Origin of the sequence: Pseudomonas helmanticensis, assembly GCF_900182985.1 — a bacterium.
In the GTDB taxonomy this organism is placed as follows: Bacteria; Pseudomonadota; Gammaproteobacteria; order Pseudomonadales; family Pseudomonadaceae; genus Aquipseudomonas; species Aquipseudomonas helmanticensis.
The window spans coordinates 1,002,088-1,020,185 of record NZ_FXUY01000002.1 but is presented as its reverse complement, the minus strand read 5'-3'; the positions used below and the strand labels follow the sequence as shown (position 1 = coordinate 1,020,185).

At 57.7% G+C, this 18,098-nt stretch carries 22 protein-coding genes and 1 tRNA gene; 21 read left to right on the top strand and 2 right to left on the bottom strand.

The window, feature by feature from the left end; translation table 11 throughout:
- The first annotated feature begins 760 nt into the window (after nt 1–760).
- Both QOL84_RS27465 and QOL84_RS27460 read left to right on the top strand, forming a co-directional pair.
- On the top strand, nt 761–1,186 hold the full coding sequence (locus QOL84_RS27465; RefSeq protein ID WP_283439486.1) for an HIT family protein: 426 nt from the start codon (nt 761–763) through the stop codon (nt 1,184–1,186).
- A gap of 3 nt (nt 1,187–1,189) precedes the next feature.
- Entirely contained in the window at nt 1,190–1,396 is a 207-nt protein-coding gene (locus tag QOL84_RS27460) for a SlyX family protein (protein WP_283439250.1), read from the top strand.
- Nucleotides 1,397–1,463: 67 nt separating this feature from the next.
- On the opposite strand, the gene QOL84_RS27455 is transcribed toward QOL84_RS27460, so the two are convergent.
- A complete protein-coding gene (locus QOL84_RS27455) occupies nt 1,464–2,066 on the bottom strand; it encodes a cold-shock protein (protein ID WP_129395235.1) in 603 nt (200 codons plus the stop codon).
- 313 nt (nt 2,067–2,379) lie between these two features.
- On the opposite strand from QOL84_RS27455, the gene QOL84_RS27450 reads away from it, so the two are divergent.
- From QOL84_RS27450 to nadA, 19 genes are all read left to right on the top strand, one after another.
- Nucleotides 2,380–2,853, top strand: coding sequence for a Dps family protein (locus QOL84_RS27450; RefSeq protein WP_283439249.1), 474 nt, complete (start codon nt 2,380–2,382; stop codon nt 2,851–2,853).
- Between the two features lie 188 nt (nt 2,854–3,041).
- Nucleotides 3,042–3,377, top strand: a complete 336-nt coding sequence (locus tag QOL84_RS27445) for a ribbon-helix-helix domain-containing protein (protein WP_283439248.1) — start codon at nt 3,042–3,044, stop codon at nt 3,375–3,377.
- 129 nt (nt 3,378–3,506) lie between these two features.
- Nucleotides 3,507–3,728 (top strand): FmdB family zinc ribbon protein, encoded by a 222-nt coding sequence (locus QOL84_RS27440; protein WP_007912741.1) that lies wholly within the window; start codon nt 3,507–3,509, stop codon nt 3,726–3,728.
- A gap of 99 nt (nt 3,729–3,827) precedes the next feature.
- On the top strand, nt 3,828–5,603 hold the full coding sequence (gene aspS, locus QOL84_RS27435) for an aspartate--tRNA ligase (protein WP_129395232.1): 1,776 nt from the start codon (nt 3,828–3,830) through the stop codon (nt 5,601–5,603).
- Nucleotides 5,604–5,732: 129 nt separating this feature from the next.
- Nucleotides 5,733–6,479, top strand: coding sequence for a YebC/PmpR family DNA-binding transcriptional regulator (locus QOL84_RS27430; protein ID WP_034153419.1), 747 nt, complete (start codon nt 5,733–5,735; stop codon nt 6,477–6,479).
- Between the two features lie 156 nt (nt 6,480–6,635).
- Nucleotides 6,636–7,163 carry a crossover junction endodeoxyribonuclease RuvC gene (gene ruvC / locus QOL84_RS27425; protein WP_129395231.1) on the top strand — a complete coding sequence of 176 codons (528 nt, stop codon included), beginning with the start codon at nt 6,636–6,638 and terminating at the stop codon, nt 7,161–7,163.
- A gap of 114 nt (nt 7,164–7,277) precedes the next feature.
- On the top strand, nt 7,278–7,886 hold the full coding sequence (ruvA, locus tag QOL84_RS27420; protein ID WP_129395230.1) for a Holliday junction branch migration protein RuvA: 609 nt from the start codon (nt 7,278–7,280) through the stop codon (nt 7,884–7,886).
- Nucleotides 7,887–8,948: a Holliday junction branch migration DNA helicase RuvB gene (gene ruvB, locus QOL84_RS27415; protein ID WP_008080222.1), complete on the top strand. Its 1,062-nt coding sequence runs from the start codon at nt 7,887–7,889 to the stop codon at nt 8,946–8,948.
- 127 nt (nt 8,949–9,075) lie between these two features.
- Nucleotides 9,076–9,543 carry a tol-pal system-associated acyl-CoA thioesterase gene (ybgC, locus tag QOL84_RS27410; RefSeq protein WP_064119107.1) on the top strand — a complete coding sequence of 156 codons (468 nt, stop codon included), beginning with the start codon at nt 9,076–9,078 and terminating at the stop codon, nt 9,541–9,543.
- Complete coding sequence (tolQ, locus tag QOL84_RS27405) at nt 9,533–10,228, top strand: protein TolQ (protein ID WP_129395227.1); 696 nt, start codon at nt 9,533–9,535, stop codon at nt 10,226–10,228. The genes ybgC and tolQ overlap by 11 nt, the downstream gene beginning before the upstream one ends.
- 23 nt (nt 10,229–10,251) lie before the next feature.
- Nucleotides 10,252–10,704: a protein TolR gene (gene tolR, locus QOL84_RS27400; RefSeq protein WP_161806672.1), complete on the top strand. Its 453-nt coding sequence runs from the start codon at nt 10,252–10,254 to the stop codon at nt 10,702–10,704.
- The gene (gene tolA / locus QOL84_RS27395; protein ID WP_129395226.1) at nt 10,704–11,768 is read left to right on the top strand and encodes a cell envelope integrity protein TolA; all 1,065 of its coding nucleotides are present in this window, start codon (nt 10,704–10,706) and stop codon (nt 11,766–11,768) included. Before tolR ends, tolA begins: the two co-directional genes overlap by 1 nt.
- Nucleotides 11,765–13,066, top strand: coding sequence for a Tol-Pal system beta propeller repeat protein TolB (tolB, locus tag QOL84_RS27390; RefSeq protein ID WP_129395225.1), 1,302 nt, complete (start codon nt 11,765–11,767; stop codon nt 13,064–13,066). The genes tolA and tolB overlap by 4 nt, the downstream gene beginning before the upstream one ends.
- 52 nt (nt 13,067–13,118) lie before the next feature.
- Entirely contained in the window at nt 13,119–13,616 is a 498-nt protein-coding gene (gene pal / locus QOL84_RS27385; RefSeq protein ID WP_003178634.1) for a peptidoglycan-associated lipoprotein Pal, read from the top strand.
- A 6-nt stretch (nt 13,617–13,622) separates the two neighbouring features.
- Nucleotides 13,623–14,474: a tol-pal system protein YbgF gene (ybgF, locus tag QOL84_RS27380; RefSeq protein WP_283439247.1), complete on the top strand. Its 852-nt coding sequence runs from the start codon at nt 13,623–13,625 to the stop codon at nt 14,472–14,474.
- 166 nt (nt 14,475–14,640) lie between these two features.
- Nucleotides 14,641–15,288 (top strand): 7-carboxy-7-deazaguanine synthase QueE, encoded by a 648-nt coding sequence (gene queE / locus QOL84_RS27375; protein WP_283439246.1) that lies wholly within the window; start codon nt 14,641–14,643, stop codon nt 15,286–15,288.
- A gap of 1 nt (nt 15,289) precedes the next feature.
- Entirely contained in the window at nt 15,290–15,982 is a 693-nt protein-coding gene (gene queC / locus QOL84_RS27370; protein WP_283439245.1) for a 7-cyano-7-deazaguanine synthase QueC, read from the top strand.
- A 62-nt stretch (nt 15,983–16,044) separates the two neighbouring features.
- A tRNA-Lys gene (locus QOL84_RS27365) sits at nt 16,045–16,120 on the top strand.
- A gap of 271 nt (nt 16,121–16,391) precedes the next feature.
- Nucleotides 16,392–17,450 carry a quinolinate synthase NadA gene (nadA, locus tag QOL84_RS27360; protein ID WP_095112279.1) on the top strand — a complete coding sequence of 353 codons (1,059 nt, stop codon included), beginning with the start codon at nt 16,392–16,394 and terminating at the stop codon, nt 17,448–17,450.
- Nucleotides 17,451–17,533: 83 nt separating this feature from the next.
- Here the strand turns inward: nadA and QOL84_RS27355 are convergent, their stop codons facing one another.
- Entirely contained in the window at nt 17,534–18,022 is a 489-nt protein-coding gene (locus QOL84_RS27355) for an RDD family protein (RefSeq protein ID WP_129395221.1), read from the bottom strand.
- Between the last annotated feature and the right edge of the window lie 76 nt (nt 18,023–18,098).

The following is an 18,098-nucleotide window of genomic DNA, read 5'->3' as shown; positions in this document are numbered from 1 at the left end:
AGCTTCTTTACGACGGTGTCGCAAACGGCGTTGTGGATGTCGCAAATTCACAGTACCAATGCAGCCGGACTGACAACTTTATCGCTGTTTCTGGGCCTTTTTGCATCGGTAAAAAAGAGTCCCTGGCAAAACACTTGAATCTCCATCGGGCAACCCTGCCACTGTTCTTATGGGGCTTAAGGCATCCACTTCCAGTGGTGCGCTTATAGTCCATATGGGTACGAATGCAACAAGCGTGCACAAACCGCGTTTCTCTTGCGGTTATTTTTTCGAACACCCGCCTGTGCCTGTAAAAACCGCATGAATACTGGGCGCCAAGCCCCTTTTTATCAGGGCTTGACGCGATTCTTGCGATGGTGTTGCCACACCGGAAATCGCGCGTGACAACCAAAAACGTTACCGGTTCACCCCGCCAGTGAGTATTCGGCGGATGCCTGACGCAGTGAGCGTAGTCGCGCTGTACGGTTTTGGTGCAAAAAATTTTACAGATGTTCAGTATTCATACAGTTGGCGCGGCACAGCAAATGGAACGAGAGCAGCAATTTCGGTCATTTCTTCGGTCTTTCAGGCGCTGCTGGTTCCGTGGTGGTGCGCGTGGTGCATAAATGTCACATCTCGGGGCAGCGACAGCGCAAGATCTCGGCACTGCGACCGTGAAGGCTGCGGCATTCGCAGGTATGCTGCCGTCCTGTCGCTTGGCGCGCCGTCGATAGGGATGGCCGCTAAGCTGAATTCTGTAGATCAGCCGGGAGTGCGCGCAGTGTTTGCTTTAGATCCACGACTTCAACAGGACACGCTGGTCATCGGCGATTTCCCGCTCAGTCGCCTGCTGCTGTCCAACGATGCCAACTACCCCTGGTTCATCCTTGTGCCTCGTCGCGACGATATCAGCGAGTTGTTTCAGTTGGATGTCGCCGACCAGCAGCAACTGTGGCAAGAAACCACGGCGCTGGCCGAGTTGCTCAAGGATTTATTCGATGCTGACAAAATGAATGTCGCGACCCTGGGTAACGTCGTCAGTCAGTTGCACATGCACGTGATCGTGCGCAAACGCGATGACGCGGCCTGGCCAGCGCCGGTGTGGGGCAAGCTTGCGGCCAAACCGTATAGTGCCGAGCAGGTTGCTGCCATTCGCGAACAGTTGCGTCTGGTCCTGAGCGAGCATTTTATCTTTGTGGAGGGCTGAGGCATGAGCCTGGAAGAGCGCGTTAACGATCTGGAAAGCCGTCTGGCCTTTCAGGACGACACTATTCAGGCGTTGAACGACGTGCTAGTCGCCCAGCAGCGCGTGGTCGAGCGTCTGCGGTTACAAATGGCTGCGTTGCTCAAGCGTCAGGAAGAAATGGTCGGCCAGTTCGGCTCTTTCGAGGAAGATGCGCCGCCACCGCACTATTGAGTCCTTTTCTTCAGGCGTAAAAAAACCGCGAACAGCCAGGCTGCTCGCGGTTTTTTTATGCCTTGGATCAGCGACGCGGCAATGCGGCGATCACGTCCTCGGCTTGCAGGCCCTTGTCCCGGTTCATCACCGAGAATTCCACGCGCTGGCCTTCGACCAGAACGCGGTGGCCTTCACCACGGATGGCGCGAAAGTGCACGAAAATATCATCGCCGGAATCCCGGGAGATAAAGCCGAAGCCTTTGGAGGTGTTGAACCACTTGACGGTGCCGGTATCGCGATTGCTCATGTCATAGCTGGTTGGCGCGGCGGCAGGTGACGATTTGTAGAAGCTGACAGCCAGGTGCAGAACGACGGCAACCAGCGCAATCACCAGGCTGAACAGCACAGCTGGCTGGCCGGCGATGACCGGCATCGGGGCGATCAGGGTCAAGGTTTGCAGGACGACAGTCAGCACCAGAAGTGCGCTGACCAGATTTTGCAGATGCTGGCGCGGGCCTTTGTTCCAGTAAGGAATCACTGGAGCGATGACCAGGTTCAGCAGGCCGAAAAAGGCCAGGTAAAGTGCATCGGGTTGTTGCAGGTAGGGAACGGCTTCAGATTTCAAGCTGGGTATGAACGACAGCAGCAATGCCGCTGCGCCCATTAACAGGTGGACGATTTTCAACATTTTGATTGGCTCACGTTATGACGGCTCACAAGGAAGAGCTGAAGGCGCACGGTTCGCTTCGGAACAAAAATAAGAGGCGGTAGGCACGTACACGGCATCAGCCTATGCGCGACGCCCCGGAAAATGGGGCATGGCGACACACTGCCTATTTAACAGCAAAGCCTGCAGCTACTCAAATCAGCCCGGCCAGCGGCAGCCGGATGAGCGATTTTGTCGCAGCGCGGGTGGCCGATCAGGGCTGCGGGGTGGCGACAGGCTTGCTAGAGTGGGTTGGCACCTGCTGGATGAATTCAATCGCCGTTAGGGGGTAAACATGGCAATCGATATCGGTATCAGTGAAGAAGATCGCAAGTCCATCGTCGAAGGGCTGTCCCGTCTGCTGTCGGACACCTATGTGCTGTATCTGAAAACCCATAACTTCCACTGGAATGTCACCGGTCCGATGTTCCGTACGCTGCACCTGATGTTCGAAGAGCAATACAACGAACTGGCGCTGGCCGTGGACTTGATCGCCGAACGTATCCGGGCGCTGGGGTTTCCGGCGCCGGGCGCTTACGCGACCTATGCACGTCTTTCTTCTATCAAGGAGGAGGAGGAGGGTGTACCGAGCGCCGAAGACATGATCAAGCAACTGGTTGCCGGCCAGGAAGCAGTGACGCGTACTGCGCGTGGCATCTTTCCGTTGCTCGACAAAGTCAGTGACGAACCTACCGCCGACCTGCTGACCCAGCGCATGCAGGTGCACGAGAAAACCGCGTGGATGCTGCGAGCGCTGCTGGAAGGGTAATCCGCGCCAGGCGCGGGTATTTATAGCAGGCCAATACCCGCGAGCTTCCAAAGTCTTACTTTTGATGTCGGCTTATCCTACGCAGATGGGCAATTAGTCATCTGGATATAACTTTGCGTCTGCGCTTTTATGAAGGCACAGGATGTTGTCTTTATAAAAAGCAGCGATGGCAAAGGAGTGTCAGCGATATGGTCGATGGAGACAGGCAAACCGAAAACTTCGGTTCGCGACAGGAAGGAAGGGTCGATCCGCTGGTCAGCGAGTTCGATATTGCATTGATTCAGCCGTTGTCCAGGTCCGTGCGCCTGAATGGTTTTGCGACTTGCCTGCGGCTCGAACAGGTCTACTGGAACATTCTCGGGCGCATGGCCGAGGATTGCGGTTGTTCGATCAGTACGTTGCTGTCCCATGTGGATCGGCAAGTGCACTTGCGCCACGGCGGGGTAAAAAACTTCAGCGGTCTGGTGCGGGTGGTCTGCGTGATGAATGGTCTCAAGGAAGTCCCGCAGGCCATCGCGCTGTGACGGGCAGTTGAAATGACGTTGCCGCCTGTGCAGTCTTCCGGCTGCACAGGCCGCATTTAATGGATATAATCCCGCCCTTTCGCCGCAAAGCCCTGCGCGCGGTGGCAATCTGATCGCCGAGACACACCCATGCCGATGTACGATTACCAATGCGCTTCCTGTGGTCATCAGTTGGAAGCCATTCAAAAGATCAGCGAGGCACCGCTGGTCGACTGCCCTGCCTGCCAGGCACCAGAGCTCAAGAAACAGCTGTCCATGCCCGGCTTTCGCCTCAGTGGCGGTGGTTGGTACGAGACTGATTTCAAGACCGGCGCCAAGAAGAATCTGGCCGGTGGCGACAAATCTGACTAGGGTTCAAACCCAGGTCTAACGACACGCGCGAGTTTCCGTTTTGTTTGAACGCAACGGGATCTCCACCGAATTTCGAATTACGAGAAGCGAACCACTACCATGATGCGCAGCCACTATTGCGGCCAACTGAACGAAAGCCTGGAAGGTCAGGAAATTACCCTTTGCGGATGGGTTCACCGTCGTCGCGACCACGGCGGGGTGATTTTCCTCGATATCCGTGATCGTGACGGTCTCGCTCAGGTGGTTTTCGATCCGGATCGCGCCGAAAGCTTCGCTGCTGCCGACCGCGTGCGCAGCGAATACGTGGTGAAGATCACCGGTAAAGTGCGTCTGCGTCCGGCCGGCGCGACCAACGCCAACATGGCGTCGGGCATGATCGAAGTACTGGGCTACGAGCTGGAAGTGCTGAACGAGTCGGAAACCCCGCCGTTCCCGTTGAACGAGTTCTCCGACGTCGGCGAAGAAACCCGTCTGCGTTATCGCTTCCTCGACCTGCGTCGTCCGGAAATGGCCGAGAAGCTGCGTCTGCGTTCGCGCATGACCACCAGCATCCGTCGCTTCCTCGACGAGAACGGCTTCCTCGACGTAGAAACACCGATCCTGACCCGTGCCACCCCTGAAGGTGCGCGTGACTATCTGGTGCCGAGCCGTACTCACGCTGGTTCGTTCTTCGCCCTGCCGCAATCGCCGCAGCTGTTCAAGCAACTGCTGATGGTCGCCGGCTTCGACCGTTACTACCAGATCGCCAAGTGCTTCCGCGACGAAGACCTGCGCGCTGACCGTCAGCCGGAATTCACCCAGATCGACATCGAGACCAGTTTCCTCGATGAAAAAGAGATCATGGGCCTGACCGAGCAAATGATCCGCAACCTGTTCAAGGAAGTGCTGGGTCTGGAATTCGGCGATTTCCCGCACATGACTTTCGAAGAAGCCATGCGCCGCTACGGTTCCGACAAGCCAGACCTGCGTAACCCGCTGGAACTGGTCGACGTTGCCGATCAACTGAAAGAAGTCGATTTCAAAGTCTTCAGCGGCCCGGCCAACGATCCGAAATGCCGTATCGCCGCACTGCGCGTTCCAGGCGGGGCGAGCATGCCACGCAAGCAGATCGACGATTACACCAAGTTCGTCGGCATCTACGGTGCCAAGGGCCTGGCGTACATCAAGGTCAACGAGCGTGCTGCCGGTGTTGACGGTCTGCAATCGCCGATCGTGAAGAACATTCCGCTGGAAAACCTCAACGCCATCCTCGATCGCGTGGGTGCAGTTGACGGCGACATCGTGTTCTTCGGCGCCGACAAGGCCAAGATCGTCAGCGAAGCTCTGGGCGCGCTGCGTATCAAGCTCGGTCACGACCTCAAGCTGCTGACCTGCGAGTGGGCGCCAATGTGGGTTGTCGACTTCCCGATGTTCGAAGAGAACGACGACGGCAGCTTCTCGGCGCTGCACCACCCGTTCACCGCACCGAAGTGCACGCCGCAAGAGCTCGAAGCCAACCCGGCTGGCGCTCTGTCCCGCGCGTACGACATGGTCCTGAACGGCACTGAGCTGGGTGGCGGTTCGATCCGTATCCACCGTAAAGAGATGCAACAGTCGGTATTCCGTCTGCTGGGTATCAACGAAGCGGAACAGGAAGAGAAGTTCGGCTTCCTGCTCGACGCGCTGAAGTACGGTGCACCGCCGCACGGTGGTCTGGCTTTCGGTCTGGACCGTCTGGTGATGCTGATGACCGGCGCCCAGTCGATCCGTGAAGTGATCGCCTTCCCGAAAACCCAGAGTGCTGCCGACGTGATGACGCAAGCACCGGGTGTGGTGGATGCCAAGGCATTGCGCGAGCTGCACATTCGTTTGCGCGAAACGCCAAAGGCTGAGTAAGACGGGCCTGAAGGCGCATCTTCGGATGCGCCTTTTTTCTATCTATAGAGAGCAGGTCGAGATTTTTTTGTTTGCTGGCCGCTGCATGAGCAGGGCGGGCAACGTTTCAAAGAGAATTCGGAGCGAGTTATGGCAGGTCATTCCAAGTGGGCGAACATCAAGCACCGCAAAGAACGTCAGGATGCCAAGAGGGGCAAGATCTTCACCAAGTGGATCCGTGAGCTGACCGTTGCGGCCCGTCAGGGTGGCGGTGATCCGGGTTCCAACCCGCGTCTGCGCCTGGCCCTGGACAAGGCGCTGAGCGCGAACATGAGCCGCGACATCATCGACCGTGCCGTTGCGCGCGGCGCCGGTGCCACCGAAGCGGACAACGTAGAAGAGCTGACCTACGAAGGTTACGGCCCGGGCGGTGTGGCGGTGATGGTCGAGTGCATGACCGATAACCGCAACCGTACCGCCGCAGCCGTGCGCCATGCGTTCAGCAAGTGCGGCGGCAACCTCGGCACCGACGGTTCGGTGGCGTACCTGTTCGAACGCAAGGGCCAGATCAGCTTCGCGCCGGGCGTCGATGAAGACGCACTGACCGAAGCGGCGCTGGAAGCCGATGCCGATGACGTGGTTACACACGAAGACGGTTCGATCGACGTGTTCACCTCGTTTACCAGCTTCTATGCGGTGCGTAATGCGCTGGAAGCCGCTGGTTTCAAGGGTGATGACGCGGAAATCGTCATGCAGCCGACCACCAGCGCCGAGCTGGATCTGGAAGGTGCGGAGAAAGTCCTCAAGCTGATCGATATGCTCGAGGATCTGGATGACGTGCAGAATGTCTATTCCAATGCGGACATTCCGGAAGACGTGGCCGCTCAGCTCGGTTGATCTAAATACAAAGGTCGCAGTTTTTGCTGGCTCTACACTTCCCCTGTAGGAGCTGCCGAAGGCTGCGATCTTTTGATCTTTTAAAAACACAAAGATCGCAGCCTTCGGCAGCTCCTACCTGTACCCTCAGCTTTCGCATCAATTTCTGCAGGCGTTATGACTTTAATTCTTGGTATCGACCCCGGTTCGCGCATTACCGGTTACGGCATTGTTCGTGATACCGGGCGTGGTGGCTGCATCTATGTGGCCTCGGGCTGTATCCGCACCGGCGCCGGCGAGCTGCACGAGCGTCTGCAAATCGTCTATCGCGGCGTACGCGAGATCATCCAGACTTATGGCCCGGTCACCATGGGCATCGAAAAGGTGTTCATGGCGAAAAACGCCGATTCGGCGCTGAAGCTCGGCCAGGCTCGCGGCGCAGCGATTGTCGCCGGTGCCGAAGAATGCCTTGAGATCGCCGAGTACACGGCCACTCAGGTCAAACAGGCCGTGGTCGGCACTGGCGCCGCCAATAAAGAGCAAGTGCAGATGATGGTCATGCACATGCTCAAACTGACCGCCAAACCGCAAATCGATGCCTCGGATGCCCTGGCCATCGCCATTTGCCATGCGCATACCCGCTCGAGTCTGCTGCCGCACGGTTTGGGAACGGCACGCAGTCGTGGCGGGCGCCTGCGTCTCTGATAGCATCAGCATCAAATTTGCGGAGTGTGGACTTGCGCGCCTGTGTTGTCGGCCCGAGTCCTTCGCTCTGATAGTCGCCAGCCCACGGCTGGCCAATGCTCAAGGATCTGAAACGTGATTGGACGCTTGCGCGGCACCTTGGCTGAGAAACAGCCGCCGCACCTGATTCTGGATGTAAACGGCCTCGGGTATGAGCTGGAAGTGCCCATGACCACCCTTTATCGCCTGCCGTCGGTCGGTGAGCCGCTGACCCTGCACACCCATTTGGTCGTACGCGAAGATGCGCAATTACTCTATGGTTTTTCCGGCAAGCGTGAGCGAGACTTTTTTCGCGAGTTGATCCGTCTCAATGGTGTCGGGCCAAAACTGGCGCTGGCACTGATGTCGAGTCTGGAAGTCGACGAACTGGTCCGTTGCGTACAATCCCAGGACACGTCGGCCCTGACCAAAGTCCCGGGCGTTGGCAAGAAAACCGCCGAGCGTCTGTTGGTCGAACTGAAAGATCGTTTCAAGGCCTGGGAAACTTCGCCGGCGATGTTTGCCTTGGTGCCGAATCAGCCAGACGGCCCTGCGCCGGTCAACACCGCCGAAAACGATGCGGTCAGTGCACTGATTTCCCTGGGCTACAAGCCGCAGGAAGCGAGCAAGGCGATTACCGCCATCAAGGACAAGAATTTGAGCAGTGAAGACCTGATCCGCCGCGCCCTGAAGGGAATGATTTAAGTGATTGAAGCTGATCGTCTGATCGCCGCCGCGCACAGCCCGCGCGAGCGCGAAGAAGTCCAGGACCGGGCCATCCGTCCGGTCAGTCTGGCTGACTACATTGGCCAGCCGACCGTGCGCGAGCAGATGGAGCTGTTCATCCAGGCCGCCCGTGGTCGCAATGAATCCCTCGATCACACGCTGATCTTCGGCCCGCCGGGGTTGGGTAAAACCACCCTGGCGAACATCATCGCCCAGGAAATGGGCGTGTCGATCAAAAGCACCTCGGGCCCGGTGCTTGAACGTCCGGGTGACCTGGCCGCATTGCTGACCAACCTTGAACCGCACGATGTGCTGTTCATCGACGAAATCCATCGTCTGTCGCCGATCGTTGAAGAAGTACTGTACCCGGCGATGGAAGATTTCCAGCTCGACATCATGATCGGCGAAGGGCCGGCAGCGCGCTCGATCAAGCTTGATCTGCCGCCGTTTACCCTTGTTGGTGCGACCACTCGCGCCGGCATGCTGACCAATCCGTTGCGTGACCGCTTCGGTATCGTCCAGCGTCTTGAGTTCTACAGCACGGCCGATCTGGCGACGATTGTCAGTCGTTCGGCAGCGATTCTCGGTCTGCCGCTGGATCCTGAAGGTTCTTTCGAAATCGCCCGACGTGCCCGGGGTACGCCGCGGATCGCCAACCGTCTGTTGCGGCGGGTACGCGATTTCGCCGAAGTCCGCGCCAAGGGGCATATCACCAAAGCGGTGGCGGATCTGGCGTTGAACCTACTCGATGTCGACGAACACGGTTTCGATCATCAGGATCGCCGTTTGCTGCTGACCATGATCGAAAAGTTCGACGGCGGGCCGGTCGGTATCGACAGCCTGGCGGCGGCGATCAGCGAAGAGCGTCACACCATTGAAGACGTGCTGGAACCGTACCTGATCCAGCAGGGTTACATCATGCGCACGCCACGGGGCAGGGTGGTGACGCGACATGCCTACCTGCATTTCGGATTAAACATTCCGTCACGAATGGGCGAGATGCCCGTGGTAGACGAGTTTCTCGATGCCGTGGACGATTGATACACATTTTTTGGCGATTTATTCAGGGTTTGTACTGTCAGACGACGGTACTTTTGCAGTAAAGCCCTGAAACCATGAAAAACAGTTGCCTGGCCGGATTGGCAACCTGAGGAGTAAGCACTAGAGTATGCGCGCGCAAAACGGGCTTGAGCCGTTCGCACATCGTTGTCGCGTTTATTACGAGGACACCGATGCGGGCGGCATCGTGTATTACGTTAATTACCTCAAGTTTATGGAACGGGCTCGAACCGAGCGGCTGCGTGAACTGGGCTTTGCCCAATCGCAGTTGGCGGGGGAGGATCTGTTGTTTGTCGTGCATTCCAGCGAAGCGCGCTATCACGCGCCGGCGCGACTGGACGACGAACTGCTGGTAAGCGCTGAAGTAATCGAATTGAACCGTGCCAGCCTGCGCTTTAAACAGCAGGTCAGGCGGGCTACGGATAATGTGCTGCTCTGTGAAGGGCAGTTTTTGGTGGCCTGTGTGCGCACTAACAGTTTGAAACCCCGGGCCCTTCCCGAAGACTTGCGTGCGGCCTTCGCCGACGCGGTCGGCCCGGGTACACACTCAAAGCAGGAGATAAAGCGTGGAAGCTAACGTCGTCGACCATTCCTCCATGTGGAGCCTGGTCAGCAATGCCAGCATCGTGGTGCAGTTGGTAATGTTGACCCTGGTGGCCGCATCGGTGACCTCATGGATCATGATCTTTCAGCGCAGCAATCTGCTGCGTGCCGGTCGACGCGCCCTGGAGAGCTTCGAAGAGCGCTTCTGGTCGGGTATCGACCTGTCCAAGTTGTACCGTCAGGCGGGCAGCAACCCGGATCCGGATTCGGGCGTGGAGCAAATCTTCCGTGCCGGTTTCAAGGAATTCTCGCGTCTGCGTCAGCAGCCAGGCGTCGATCCTGAGGCGGTGATGGAAGGTGTGGCCCGGGCCATGCGCGTAGCCATCTCGCGCGAAGAAGAGAAACTGGAGCAGAGCCTGCCGTTCCTCGCCACTGTCGGTTCGGTCAGCCCGTACATCGGTCTGTTCGGTACCGTGTGGGGCATCATGAACTCCTTCCGCGGTCTGGCCAGCGCCCAGCAAGCGACCCTGGCGACTGTCGCCCCGGGTATCGCCGAAGCCCTGATCGCCACCGCGATCGGCCTGTTCGCTGCAATCCCTGCAGTAATCGCTTACAACCGTTTCGCCGCTCGCAGCGAAACCTTGCTGAGCCGCTACTACACCTTCGCCGATGAATTCCAGGCGATCCTGCACCGCAAAGTGCACACCAGCGAAGAATAAGCAGGTATTTTCCAATGGCTTTAATCGCTCGAGCTCGCAAAAAGCGCAAGCCGGTCGCCGAAATGAACGTAGTGCCTTACATCGACGTGATGCTGGTACTGCTGGTCATTTTCATGGTGACCGCGCCGATGCTCAATCAGGGCGTGAAAGTTGATCTGCCCAAGGTTTCCAGCGAAGCCTTGCCGCAGGACAACAACACCCAGGTCCTGACCATTTCGATCAAGGCTGACAAGACCTATTACTGGAACCTTGGCAGCGAAGTCGACACCGAGAAGCAACAGGACAGGGCCATGACCCTGCCACAGATGACTGATGCGGTGACCAAGATCATTCGCGCCGGCACCGAAGGCGGCAAGCGTACCCAGGTCTTTATCCGTGGTGACAAGACCGTCGACTACGGTTCGGTCATGGGCGCCATGGGCGGGTTGCAGAAAGCCGGCGTCGGTAACGTTGGTCTGATCACCGAGGCCCCCTGATGCAGCAACAGAGAGAGCCGTCCGCCTCGGAAAGCTTCTTCTGGCCTAGTGTCTGGGCGATTGTCTTGCACGTGCTGGTCTTCGGCATGCTGTTCGTCAGTTTCGCCTTCACACCGGAGCTGCCGCCGGCCAAGCCGATTGTCCAGGCGACCCTGTACCAACTGAAATCGAAAAGTCAGGCAACCACCCAGACCAATCAGAAGATTGCGGGTGAGGCGAAGAAATCCGCCGCGCGCCAGACCGAAGTCGAGCAGATGGAACAGAAAAAGGTCGAGCAGGAAGCGGTGAAAGCTGCGGAACAAAAGAAAGAAGAAGCGGCTCAAAAGGCCGAGGAAGCCAAGAAGGCCGATGAGGCCAAGAAAGCGGACGAAGCGAAAAAGGCCGATGACGCCAAAAAAGCCGACGACGCGAAGAAAGCCGAAGCCAAGAAGGCCGAAGAGAAGCAATTGGCTGATATAGCCAAGAAGAAAGCCGAAGAAGAGGCTAAAGAAGAGGCCAAGAAAGAGGCCGCTGAAGAAGCCAAGAAGAAAATCGTCGAAGACGCGAAGAAGAAAGCCGCCGAAGACGCCAAGAAGAAAGCTGAGGCTGACGAGGCGAAAAAGAAAATCGCCGAGGACGCCAAGAAGAAAGCTGCTGCCGATGCTGCGAAGAAGAAATCGCAGGATGCAGCGCGCAAGTCTGTCGAAGAGAAGAAGGCGCAGGCACTGGCCGATTTGCTTTCCGACAAGACCGAGCGTCAGCAGGCTCTGGCGGATGAAGTGGGTGATGAAACCGCAGGTAACTTCGATGATCTGATTCGTTCACGGGCATCGGAAGGTTGGGCGCAGCCGCCATCGGCCCGCAAGGGCATGAAGGTGATCCTGCAGATCAACATGCTGCCTGACGGAACGATCTCCGGTGTTTCGGTGGCTCATTCCAGCGGTGACGTGCCTTTCGACAGTTCTGCGGTCGCGGCAGTAAAAAACATTGGTCGATTGACCGAAATGCAGGGTTTGAAGCCAGCTGATTTCGCTCCCTATCGTTCATTCAAGATGACATTCACACCTGAGGATCTAGCCTTGTGAGAAACCTTCTTCGAGGACTGCTTGTCGTCATGGTCTGCTTTGCAGGCCTGGCTACAGCGGATGAAAAAAATATCCTGGTCAGCAGTGGCAGCTCCCAGGCGACTCCAATTGCCGTAGTGCCATTTGGTGTCCAGGGCGGTTCGGTGCTGCCGGACGACATGGCCGAAATCATTGGTAACGATTTGCGTAACTCGGGTTATTACGCGCCGATTCCAAAGCAGAACATGATCAGCCAGCCAAGCCAGCCGAGCGAAATCATCTTCCGTGACTGGAAGGCGGTGAATGCTCAGTTCATCATGGTGGGCAGCATTGCCCCTGCCGGCGGCCGCCTGCAGGTGCAATGGGCACTGTTCAACGTTGCCACCGAACAGAAAGTGGCTGATGGCAGTGTTTCCGGTACCCCGGAGCAGTTGCGCGACATGGCGCACTTCATCTCCGACCAGTCGTTCCAGAAGCTGACCGGTATCGAAGGTGCGTTTTCGACTCGCCTGCTGTACGTGACGGCTGAACGCTTCTCCGAGAAGAACACCCGTTACACCCTGCAACGCTCGGACTACGACGGCGCCCGCGCAGTGACTCTGCTGCAATCGCGTGAGCCGATCCTGTCGCCGCGTTTTGCACCGGATGGCAAGCGCATCGCCTACGTGTCGTTCGAGCAGAAGCGTCCGCGCATCTTCATGCAGAACATCGACACCGGTCGCCGTGAGCAGATCACCAACTTCGAAGGCCTGAACGGTGCACCCGCGTGGTCGCCGAACGGTGATCGCCTGGCGTTCGTGCTGTCGAAAGACGGTAACCCGGACATTTACGTGATGAACCTGGCTTCGCGCCAGATCACCCGTGTGACCGCAGGCCCTGGCATCAACACCGAACCGTACTGGGGCAAGGATGGTTCGACCATCTACTTCACCTCGGACCGCGGCGGCAAGCCACAGATCTACAAAACCAGCGCCAGTGGCGGCGGTGCGGAGCGAGTGACCTTTATCGGTAACTACAACGCCAACCCGAAACTGTCGGCGGATGAAAAGACTCTGGTGATGATCCATCGCCAGGATGGCTTCACCAATTTCAAGGTGGCGGCCCAGGATTTGCAGCGAGGGAGTGTAAAGATCCTCACTGATAGCACTCTGGACGAGTCACCCACTGTTGCGCCCAACGGCACCATGGTAATCTACGCCACCCGCCAGCAGGGCCGGGGAGTCTTGATGCTCGTGTCCATTAATGGACGCGTTAGGCTCCCGCTTCCTACCGCTCAAGGCGAAGTCAGAGAACCGTCCTGGTCCCCTTACCTGAAGTGAGCGGGCGCTACACGTTTTACTTAACACACTGGGGTTCATTAGGAGTTTCACGATGGAAATGCTGAAGTTTGGTAAATTTGCTGCGCTGGCTCTGGCCATGGCTGTAGCTGTAGGTTGCTCGTCCAAAGGCGGCGACAACGCCGGTGAAGGCGCTGTTGATCCAAACGCTGGTTACGGCGCAAACACTGGTGCCGTTGACGGTTCCCTGAGCGAAGAAGCTGCTCTGCGCGCAATCACCACCTTCTACTTCGAATACGACAGCTCGGACCTGAAGCCAGAAGCCATGCGCGCTCTGGACGTTCACGCCAAAGACCTGAAAGCAAACGGCGCTCGCGTTGTTCTGGAAGGCAACACCGACGAACGTGGTACTCGTGAGTACAACATGGCACTGGGCGAGCGTCGTGCGAAAGCCGTTCAGCGCTACCTGGTACTGCAAGGTGTTTCCCCAGCTCAGCTGGAACTGGTTTCCTACGGCGAAGAGCGTCCAGTTGCTACCGGCAACGACGAGCAGTCCTGGGCTCAAAACCGTCGCGTCGAACTGCGTAAGTAATTCGATATGCGAACGTGCCGTCGTGCTGTAACTGTTCTGGCTCTCAGCCTCGCGCCGCTTGCGGTGTGGGCTGCGGTTCCTGTGGTCGATGACAACTCCGGTTATAACAATAGCGGGAGCAGTTATCCGCCTGCAGGTTACGGTACGAACGGCGCCTATGCCGGGGGAGCGGCTTCGGCCCCTGCCTCGGCACAAGGCATGCTGTTCAACCAATTGCAACAGATGCAGGATCAGATATCGCGCCAGCAAGGTGTGATCGAAGAACTGCAGAATCAGGTTGCGCGCATGAAGCAGGAATCCCTGGAGCGATACCAGGATCTTGATCGGCGCATAGGATCCGGCGTTGCACCTGCCGCGACTCCTGAGAATTCTTCTGCCGGTGGCGATGCAAGTGCTGCTGCCGGTGCTGCTGCCGGTGCTGCTGCTGGCGCCGGGGCTGCTACTGCTGCCCAGGCACCTGCTGCAAGCAGCGAACCGGGTGATCCGGCCAAGGAAAAGCTGTATTACGATGCCGCTTTCGACCTGATCAAAGCCAAGGATTTCGACAAGGCCAGCCAGGCTTTCTCGGCATTCCTGCGCAAATACCCGAACAGCCAATACGCGGGCAATGCCCAGTACTGGTTGGGCGAAGTCAATCTGGCCAAAGGCGATCTGCAAGGTGCAGGTCAGGCTTTTGCCAAGGTTTCGCAGCTGTATCCCAAGCACGCCAAAGTGCCGGATTCGCTGTACAAGCTGGCTGATGTAGAACGCCGCCTCGGTCACACCGACAAGGTCAAAGGTATTCTGCAGCAGGTGGTGGCCCAATATCCGGGTACCTCCGCCGCTCAGTTGGCGCAACGCGATCTGCAACGCATGTAAGCAAGCTTGACCCGTTTGGAAGAAACCCGCGCTTATCGCGGGTTTTTTCGTTAGAATTCACGCCCTTTTTCTGAAACACGCTTCTTGTGATTCGCGCGTTGGCGGGATTACCTGAAGTGCCTGACGGAGGCGGACAGCCTGTTTAGCTGTTACGCCCGTGGCGACTATGCAAGACACATTGAGAATCACCGAAGTTTTCTACTCTTTGCAGGGGGAAACGCGGACTGCCGGGCTGCCCACTGTTTTTGTGCGCCTGACCGGTTGCCCATTGCGTTGCCAATACTGCGACAGCGCCTATGCCTTCAGTGGCGGCACCGTGCGTACCCTCGACGATATCCTCGAGCAAGTGGCCGGGTTTCGCCCGCGCTACGTCTGTGTGACCGGCGGTGAGCCGTTGGCACAGCCCAATTCCATTCCTTTAATTAAACAGTTGTGTGATGCCGGTTACGAGGTCTCGCTGGAAACCAGCGGTGCCCTCGATATTTCGGCTGTCGATCCGCGCGTCAGTCGTGTGGTCGACCTGAAAACACCGGGCTCGAAAGAAGCCCATCGCAACCGTTACGAAAATATCGAATTGCTGACCCCCAACGATCAGGTGAAGTTTGTCATCTGTTCGCGGGAAGACTATGACTGGGCGGTATCGAAATTGATCCAGTACGGGCTTGATCGACGTGCGGGTGAAGTGCTGTTCTCCCCAAGTCATCATGACCTCAATGCCAGGGATCTGGCGGATTGGGTGGTGGCAGACAACCTGCCAGTGCGCCTGCAACTGCAGCTGCATAAATATCTATGGAATGATGAGCCGGGGCGCTGATATGACTGAACAACTGAACACTAGCGAAAAACGTGCGGTAATCCTGCTGTCCGGTGGCTTGGACTCGGCCACCGTCGTAGCGATGGCCCGTGCTGAAGGCTATGCCTGCTACACCATGAGCTTCGACTACGGTCAGCGCTCCCACGCCGAATTGCACGCCGCTGCACGCGTCGCCCGTGACCTGGGCGTGGTTGAGCACAAGGTGATTGGGCTGAACCTCGACGGCATGGGCGGCTCGGCCCTGACCGACACCCGCATCGACATTCCGGAAGCGTTGGGCGAAGGCATTCCAGTGACCTACGTGCCAGCGCGTAACACGGTGTTCCTGTCGCTGGCATTGGGCTGGGCAGAAGTGCTTGGCGCGCGTGACATCTTTATTGGTGTAAACGCGGTGGATTACTCCGGTTACCCGGATTGCCGTCCGGAGTTCATCGAGTCGTTCGAGCGCATGGCCAATCTGGCGACCAAGGCTGGCGTGGAAGGCAATGGCTTCCGTATCCAGGCGCCGTTGCAGAATCTGAGCAAGGCGCAAATCGTCCAGGCAGGCGTGAAGCTCGGCGTTGATTATGGCCTGACCGTTTCCTGCTATCAGGCCGACGATGACGGCCGCGCGTGCGCCAAATGCGACAGCTGCCGCCTGCGTGCAGAAGGCTTTGCGGCCGCTGGTGTGGACGACCCAACACCTTATTTTTGATTATTTTCAAAAAGGTGTTGAATAGTCCTTAAAAATCAGTATTATACGCGCCACCACACAGCGGGTCGTTAGCTCAGTTGGTAGAGCAGTTGGCTTTTAACCAATTGGTCGTAGGTTCGAATCCCACACGACCCACCATATTTGGCGGTTTAGAAAATCCGGAAGGCCCACGAAAGTGAGGATTTCCGGGTTTTTTTTTGCCTGCAATTCGGCCATGCGTTATTTCAGTGCCGGCGGCGCTGACGCAGGTCAGAATCATCTTTTGTATCAACGGGATATTCTGTAGCCTTGCGCAGCTTCAACGCTGTCCGTGCCTGATAATACTCACTCTCCCGGCGGTACCCTCAAGCGGTCCGGAGCCGGGTGTATACTCGACTTTCGCGCGAATGCGCCTGCAGGTCTTGCGAACATGACGCAGATTTCCGAACGCCTTCTGGTTCAAGCCCACCTCGATGCCAAACAGCCCAAACCGCTGACGGCCGAGGAAGAGGCTTATTACCGTACTGCCATTGCCGCCGAGCTCAAGGCTCAGGACGCGGTGCTGGTAGCCCACTTCTATTGCGACCCGGTGATTCAGGCCTTAGCCGAAGAAACCGGCGGTTGCGTGTCTGACTCCCTGGAAATGGCGCGCTTCGGCAACGCCCACCCGGCCAAGACTGTAGTAGTCGCCGGTGTGAAGTTCATGGGCGAGACCGCGAAGATTCTAAACCCGGAAAAACGCGTGCTGATGCCGACGCTGGACGCGACCTGCTCGCTCGACCTCGGTTGCCCGGTCGATGAGTTCTCGGCGTTCTGTGATCAGCACCCGGAGCGTACGGTGGTGGTTTACGCCAATACCTCCGCAGCGGTTAAAGCTCGCGCTGACTGGGTGGTGACATCGAGTTGTGCGCTGGAGATCGTCGAAAGCCTGATGGACAACGGCGAGACGATCATCTGGGGGCCGGACAAGCACCTGGGCACCTACATCCAGCGCAAGACCGGCGCTGACATGTTGCTCTGGGACGGCGCCTGCATCGTTCACGAAGAGTTCAAGTCCAAGCAGCTTGAGGACATGAAAGCGCTGTACCCGGACGCCGCCATTCTAGTGCACCCGGAGTCGCCGACATCGGTGATCGAGTTGGCGGACGCTGTCGGCTCCACCAGTCAGTTGATCGCTGCCGCGCAGAGCCTGCCGAACAAGACCCTGATCGTCGCGACCGACCGTGGCATCTTCTACAAGATGCAGCAGCTGTGCCCGGACAAGGTCTTCATCGAGGCGCCAACCGCCGGTAACGGCGCTGCCTGCCGCAGTTGCGCACATTGCCCGTGGATGGCCATGAATACCCTTGAGCGCACGCTGAAGAGCTTGAAGGAAGGCACGAACGAGATCTTTGTTGATCCGGCGCTGATTCCGCAGGCAATTCGCCCGCTCAAGCGCATGCTCGACTTTACCCAGGCTGCACGGATGAAGCTCGCCGGTAACGCCTGAAAGCAAAAGATCGCAGCCTGCGGCAGCTCCTACATAGTTCGGTGTAGGAGCTGCCGCAGGCTGCGATCTTTTTTTATGGGCGCTTACTTTTGTTTCTTCGGGACTCGTACGACGCGAGTGTCCGAGTAGATGTCATGCCACGTGCGCTTCTGCTTGTCATACAGCGACCAGAAGAATCCCAGCCCCACGCACAACCACGACGCAATCGACACCATGAAGCGCAGCAGCGCCTGCCACAGGCTGATTGCCGTGCCGTTGGCGTTCTGCACACGAATGCCCCACACCTGCATGCCCAGTGTCTGCCCGCCATGGGTCCAGAACTTGGCGAAAAACCCAAACAGCACCAGCAGCAGCACTGTCGAATACAGAGGATCGCCATCGAGCTTGCCGGCATCGGTCATGATCCGCAGTCGCTCTTCGCCGATGATTGCCGCCTGGATCATCTTGTAGATGCCACCGGTCACGATCAGCAGGGCAGTGCACAACAGGAAGTCATAGAACATCGCTGCCAGACGACGACCAAGGCCAACGGGAGGAAAGTCCCCTTGGGGCGTGAGCAGGTTTTTCGACATGGCAGCCTCTGGACGCAAAATGAAGTGCCATTTTACGGATTCGCGCGCACAAAAAAGCCCCTGATATCAATATCAG